Below are 6,126 nucleotides of genomic sequence, written 5' to 3' on the forward strand. Positions count from 1 at the left end.
CATAAGGCAGTCTGTTAAGCTCAGTTTTTTTAAGCTTAACCTAAAGAGTGTCTTTTTTTCTGCCTTTGAGATTCAAATTTTACTTACTTTTTTGTGGACGGGCGATCGCGTCTCTACTCCAAAACTGTCCGGAGTATTGATGAAGGAGCGAATTTAAAATGACTAAATCTGTTAGTGAAGACTACCAAATCAGGACAATACTTAGCATCGCCGACAAAAATGGCTTCATTTTGGACGCAGACAACTTAAATATTAACAAATCCGGAATGGACTTCATAACTACGTTTGCTACTGCCAAAGAGGATAATAGCAAATGGGTATTGCGATTTCCCAGAAGACTTGATGTTCTTGAGCGTATGTATTATGAAAGAGAAGTTCTTGAACTGGTTAAAAGCCAAGTCGATGTGAGCGTTCCCGTCTGGAAAATTGTTTCGGATGAACTCGTTGCCTATCCGCTATTAAAGGGAATTCCTGCCGGAACCATAGATCCAGATATCGGCGATTATGTATGGTACATCGATCCGAAGTCTCCGCCTGCTGTATACATTTCTTCGGTGGCAAAAACACTGGCGCAACTCCACAGAACACACATTGAGGTAGTGAAACAATTCAGTATCCGAGTTCAAACAGTCGATCGAGTGCGGCAATCTATGGCAGAGAATATGGAGAAGACCAGAGAACTGCTTGGTGTTTCTGATAAACGCTGGGCACGTTGGCAGGACTGGATTGCCAATGATGCCTTGTGGCCTGGGCATTCGGCTTTGATTCACGGAGACTTTCACCCCGGTCATACGCTTGTGAACAAAGACGGAAATTTGATGGGACTAATCGATTGGACAGAAGCCGCAGTAAGCGATCCTGCCAAGGATTTCGTCTGTTTCTATGCCATCTTCGGCGAGCAAGTTCTCCAGGATGTGCTCGAGCATTACCAAACTGCTGGTGGGATCGTATGGTCTTATATGAAGGAACACATCATAGAACTCTGGAATGCTCATCCCGTGGAATACGCCTTATTCGCCTTGCTAACTGGAAAGGAAGAACATATAGCCGGGGCTCGATCCTCTTTAGCTTGGAGTGGATGATATTGGTTCAATATTTTTCGATCGCATCGTTCAAACGAAAAGCCCTAAATGAGCATTTATTAGACTTATTTATCACCATGTTTGGCTTGGACCCAACTTTGATTAAATTAAATCCAAACTACCGAAAACTCCTAGAATACGGCTCTCTCAGAGCCTGACTCTCCCAAAATATGTCCGAACTGTTGAAGGTTAAGTTCTTAAGAAAAAGTTGACAGACCTTAACGAATCTTTTGCTTCTCGAATAATTTCCTTCGCATTCATTGCCAAAAGTTGACCGTTTCGCTTTAGAATCCTTCCATCTACGATCGCGGTATCAACATTTGAGGGTTGAGCAGCTTCAACTAATAAATGTGCTGGATCTGTAAATACTCCTAAATTCAGGTTCTCGGTAGATACCATAATCAGATCGGCACGCTTACCAGGTTTAAGAGAGCCAACTTGATGATCGATTCCCAACGCTTGCGCTCCGTTAATAGTTGCAAATTCTAAGATTCGTCGTGGAGAGAAAGCAAACTCACTCTTGGCTTGAGCGTTACCAACATTTAGAATTACTTTCATGATTGCAAACATATCTGCATTTCCTGACAAGGCTGTTGTATCGATTCCAAGGCCGATCAACACGCCTGCTGAAAGCAGTTCTTGAATCGGAGGAAAGCCAAAACCAGTTCGCATTTCTGTGAAAGGGGTCAGGCTAACGGCTGCGTTACTTTTTGATAAGTGCCGCATTTCAATAGACGTTGCCACAGTCGCATGGACAATGAGTACATCTTTTGCAAGTAACCCGTCCTTATAGAGTTGATCGATTTCTCCAGCTTCATCCAGTGAGGAACTTGCGTGAACCGTAATTGGAAGCCCTATTTTCCGCGCTGTCTCCCAATCTTGGTGGTAGTTTTTGTAGATAGAAACCTCTCGCGGAGCAAACCCTAAAGATATCAAACCATACTGAGAATCTTTCATCTCACGATGCAGCCTCATGATGCTGTCAAAGTCAGTGGCTTCTTCTGACGCTTGATCTTTGTAGTACCCGTAAGAGAAACGCGCACGGATACCTGCATTAGCAATGGCGCGGATGGATGCCCTGGCATAATCGATCGTGCGGGCGTTGTGGTTAAAGTCGTGTATCGTTGTGATTCCTGAATAGAGTGCCTCAGCCGTTGCCAATTGCGCTGCGCGATACATATCTTCTGGCGTGTACCGCTTCCCCAAACGCTCCGTCATGGGAAAGTAGCCCTGTTCTCTGGTATCACCGGACATACTTCGCAGCAAGGCAGTCCACAGATGCCAGTGTGTATCAATAAGACCTGGCAAGACGATCATATTTTGTCCATCAATCGTTTCGGCTGTTGGAGCATCTAACTGAGTTCCGATCGCAACGATTTCACCATTCCGCAAATGGATATCCCCGGTCAGATCTCCAAGTGCTGAGTCCATTGTCATGATGTAAGCATTTCGGATGATTATCTCTTTGCGAGCGGGCAATCTTGCTACCGATTGTGCCGCCATGACTGGAGATGACCAAGCCTGGTGGGTTAGGCTAACGGTTCCTAAAGCTGCTGCCCCAGCTAAAAAACTACGTCTGTTTAATCTGCCTTGTTCTTTCATCTGCGATCGCTTCCTAATAATTCGTAGCACAACCTTCTCGAGGAAGTGAGCAAGACTATGGTTTGAGAGTGATGACTCAATCAACATTTTACAATACTCCCGACAGTTTTTGGAACGATATTAAAAGCCTTCTCACGGAAGAAAAACGCCCTCAACTATTCGCGGCTTTAGCGGAAGATTTACAACCAGTCTGTATTGCTCTCAAAAATCATTACATAGAAGAACGCCACTATCTAGCAGCGCAACCTATTGATGTTGACAGCACAATTCGACGAGAACTAGAGCGGCTTACCCAAGATTTGAGCGATATTGGGAGAGAATTTGAGGCGCATATCAAAGATGAAGTAAATGAGGTTGTAGGTGGCAATACTTCAGCGATGGAAGAGGATTTTAAAAAGCTTCAATCTCGAATCATTCACCGTTTAGATGAACTTATTGCGACTTTCTCTGTATTAGAGGTGAATAAACGTGCTGTTGCTAGCCATCCCCGCAATGCTGTTACTCCTTTATTAGGAATACTTGCAGAAGGATTCTATTACCTTGCTAATGAGCTAGAGGATGTATTGATAGCCGAATCAAAACAAGTAATTGATAATTATTTTCGGCGATTAATTGATACGATCGGTAAATCCCCATATCACCTCAAACTGGTTCCTTTACTTGGCAATGATGGCGGGATTGAAACATCTCTGGAACAGTTGAAAAAAGAGGTGACTCATGCAGTGTTGGGGGCGGCAAAAATAGAGTGCGATCGCTACGTGCGAGAAAACCCTAAATTTTACGAAGAACATACTTTTTCTATCTATCAACTTCGTCAAACTTTGCTACAAGCTTGTCAAGCTTATGATGCTAGCAGCATGGTAGAGGCACAACCTGCAATTCGTCAATTGTTAAAGCTTGACTTTCAGGACAAGGTAAAGAAAACTGCTACTAACACTTTCCGCCAATCTGTTAACAATGCTATTAAGACTCATTTGTTACCAATGGCAAAGCAAAAAGCTGATGAAATCTTGCAGCAATACGATGTAGCGCGTGCCAATTTAGAGCAAACTCTTGAAGAAGAGGCTAAGAGAAAAATCAAGGAAAATGAAGAACGTAAAAAGGATAATGAGGATAAGATTAAGGTTTATAATGAGGCAATTAAAAATATTAATAATTGCTTAGAAGCAATGCAACTCTATAGGAAAAATCTTCCTCTAATTAAGGAAAACGAATTTTCTTTAGAAGCGGTGCAGCTAAAATCTCAAGACATTAGTTAAGAAAACTCACGGAACAATTTATGAGTAAAACCCCTAGAATTCCCATTCCCCCTGAAGTAAAAAAGTATGTATTCGATCGCAACCAACACCAATGTCAAAGCTGCGGGAAAACCTTCCTAGAAGCACAACTTACCATCGATCATATCATTCCCCTAGCTCGCGGCGGTACTAATGATATCAGCAATTTGCATACACTATGCTTTACTTGCAATCAAAAAAAATCTGACAAATTAGATACTCGCTTTAAACGTCATTTTGATTTGTAGAGTAGGCTTAAGAATGTAGAGAGTTAAAGGCGATTGCTCTATTACCCAGGTGCTACAATTTATTATAACATCCCACTCCCTTTTGCCACTCCTTCACCTCTGGAATCAGCGGCTCCTTCTAACCACCCGTCAGGAGTGACGACGATTAAATTCGCATTTCCCCAAGGCGATCTTTCTTCTATCTGATGTCCTCTTCCCTGTAACTTCTGCAAGATTTCTCCAGACAAACTTTTACTTTCTACCATTAACCGATCGGGCAACCATTGATGATGAATACGCGGTGCAGATACGGCTGCACTGGCATCCATATCGTAAACTAAAACATTCAGAATTATCTGTAATACGGTGGTAATAATAGTGCTACCTCCGGGAGCACCAGTAGCGAGGCGCAATTGACCATTTTCAGTAACAATTGTAGGTGTCATACTGGATAGAGGAGTTTTTCCAGGCGCGATCGCATTCGCTTCTCCCCCTACCAAACCAAACAAATTCGAGGCCCCTGGCGCAACTGCAAAATCATCCATCTCATTATTGAGCAAAATTCCTGTACCCGTTACCACAGTACCCGCACCAAAAGCCCCATTCACTGTAAATGTTAAACTCACGACATTACGATCGCGATCGACTACGGTTAAATGCGTCGTTTCTGGAGATTCCTTAGCGGATACTCTCCCACTTTTCCGATCTATTATCGGTTTTACCTCACTAGAGAGCCTAGCGCGTTTCATGTCAATTTCTTGGCGACGTTTAGCAGCATAAACAGGACTTATCAAGGATTTTACGGGTGCTCTCACAAAGGCTGGATCGCCCAAATATTTGGCTCTATCAGCATAACTAATTCGCATCGCTTCTGCCAATAGATGCAAAGTATCGGGATTTTCTCGCCCCCAATCTGACAAATTAGTATCACTAATTATATTCAAAATTTGTAGCAGTTGAACTCCACCGGCAGAAGGCGGTGGCATTCCGCAAATTCGATATTGTCGGAAGTTTCCACAGACAGGTTTACGCCAAATTGGAGTATAGTTTTTCAGGTCTTCGAGAGTAATTAAACCCCCATTTTTTTTCATGTCAGTGGCGATCGCCTGTGCAATTTTTCCAGTATAAAAACTTTGGGGAGCGAGGGCGATCGCGCGTAAAGTCTTAGCTAAATCTGGCTGTACCAGCAACTCACCTTTTTTATATAAAGTGCCGTTTTTAGTAAAAATTTTGCGTGCGGCTGGATTATTTTTAATCGCAGTTTGACGATACTCAAAGAACTTGGCAAAACGTTCTGTCACCACAAACCCTTTGTCTGCTAAACTTACAGCCGGAGCTACCACCTCAGTCCAAGGTAATTTCCCGTAAAGTTTTTGCACATTGTATAATCCCGCCACCGTGCCCGGTACTCCCGCCGCCAGATATCCGTCTAGACTTGCCCTTTTAATGGGCTGACTTTTACTATCAAGATACATATCGCGATCGGCTAATTTAGGAGCTCTTTCACGGAAATCTAAAGCTTGTACTTCTCCAGTTTCTACCCGTCGTAACAGCAAAAATCCACCGCCGCCAATACCCGCTGAAAATGGCTCAACTACTGAAATTGCTAAAGCCGTCGCTACCGCTGCATCCACTGCATTACCGCCTTTTTTTAGCATAGCGACTCCTGCTTCAGTCGCCATGCGATCGGCTGAAACTACCATTCCTTGTTGACTGCGTTCTAATTGTCGCTTAACTTTCGGTGGTTGGTGACATCCGAATAGCAATAGCGAAACAACAAGCAATCGAAACAAGGGATCTGCGATCGCCCAGAAGGTCTTTTTTTCTGTAAAATTCATGCTGAATATTCCTGTTATAAACCATTTTATTAGTAATAATCCGTCATTGCATTGGCGTAGCCTGCGCGTAGCGCTTACGAAGCGAAGCAATCGCCTAGTC

5 protein-coding genes are annotated in these 6,126 nt (G+C 43.3%); 3 read left to right on the plus strand and 2 right to left on the minus strand.

Features of this window, described 5'->3' with window-relative positions:
* Positions 1–158 precede the first annotated feature (158 nt).
* Positions 159–1,082, plus strand: a complete 924-nt coding sequence (locus PN499_RS25605; RefSeq protein WP_272035852.1) for a macrolide 2'-phosphotransferase — start codon at positions 159–161, stop codon at positions 1,080–1,082.
* A gap of 189 nt (positions 1,083–1,271) precedes the next feature.
* Here PN499_RS25605 and PN499_RS25615 read toward each other — a convergent pair whose 3' ends face one another.
* A complete protein-coding gene (locus tag PN499_RS25615; RefSeq protein WP_272035854.1) occupies positions 1,272–2,714 on the minus strand; it encodes an amidohydrolase family protein in 1,443 nt (480 codons plus the stop codon).
* Between the two features lie 41 nt (positions 2,715–2,755).
* On the opposite strand from PN499_RS25615, the gene PN499_RS25620 reads away from it, so the two are divergent.
* Both PN499_RS25620 and PN499_RS25625 read left to right on the plus strand, forming a co-directional pair.
* A complete protein-coding gene (locus PN499_RS25620) occupies positions 2,756–3,943 on the plus strand; it encodes a hypothetical protein (protein ID WP_272035856.1) in 1,188 nt (395 codons plus the stop codon).
* 20 nt (positions 3,944–3,963) lie between these two features.
* A complete protein-coding gene (locus PN499_RS25625) occupies positions 3,964–4,209 on the plus strand; it encodes an HNH endonuclease (RefSeq protein ID WP_272035858.1) in 246 nt (81 codons plus the stop codon).
* 62 nt (positions 4,210–4,271) lie between these two features.
* Here the strand turns inward: PN499_RS25625 and ggt are convergent, their stop codons facing one another.
* Positions 4,272–6,026, minus strand: coding sequence for a gamma-glutamyltransferase (ggt, locus tag PN499_RS25630; protein ID WP_272035860.1), 1,755 nt, complete (start codon positions 6,024–6,026; stop codon positions 4,272–4,274).
* Positions 6,027–6,126: the final 100 nt, after the last annotated feature.

The organism is Kamptonema animale CS-326, from assembly GCF_028330895.1.
In the GTDB taxonomy this organism is placed as follows: domain Bacteria; phylum Cyanobacteriota; class Cyanobacteriia; order Cyanobacteriales; family Microcoleaceae; genus Kamptonema; species Kamptonema formosum.

What these genes read in the sequence shown, in the direction of transcription:
- ggt (WP_272035860.1), bottom strand. Translation starts at nt 6,026, where the DNA reads ATGAATTTTACAGAAAAAAAGACCTTCTGGGCGATCGCAGATCCCTTG.
- PN499_RS25605 (WP_272035852.1), top strand. Translation starts at nt 159, where the DNA reads ATGACTAAATCTGTTAGTGAAGACTACCAAATCAGGACAATACTTAGC.
- PN499_RS25625 (WP_272035858.1), top strand. Translation starts at nt 3,964, where the DNA reads ATGAGTAAAACCCCTAGAATTCCCATTCCCCCTGAAGTAAAAAAGTAT.
- PN499_RS25620 (WP_272035856.1), top strand. Translation starts at nt 2,756, where the DNA reads ATGACTCAATCAACATTTTACAATACTCCCGACAGTTTTTGGAACGAT.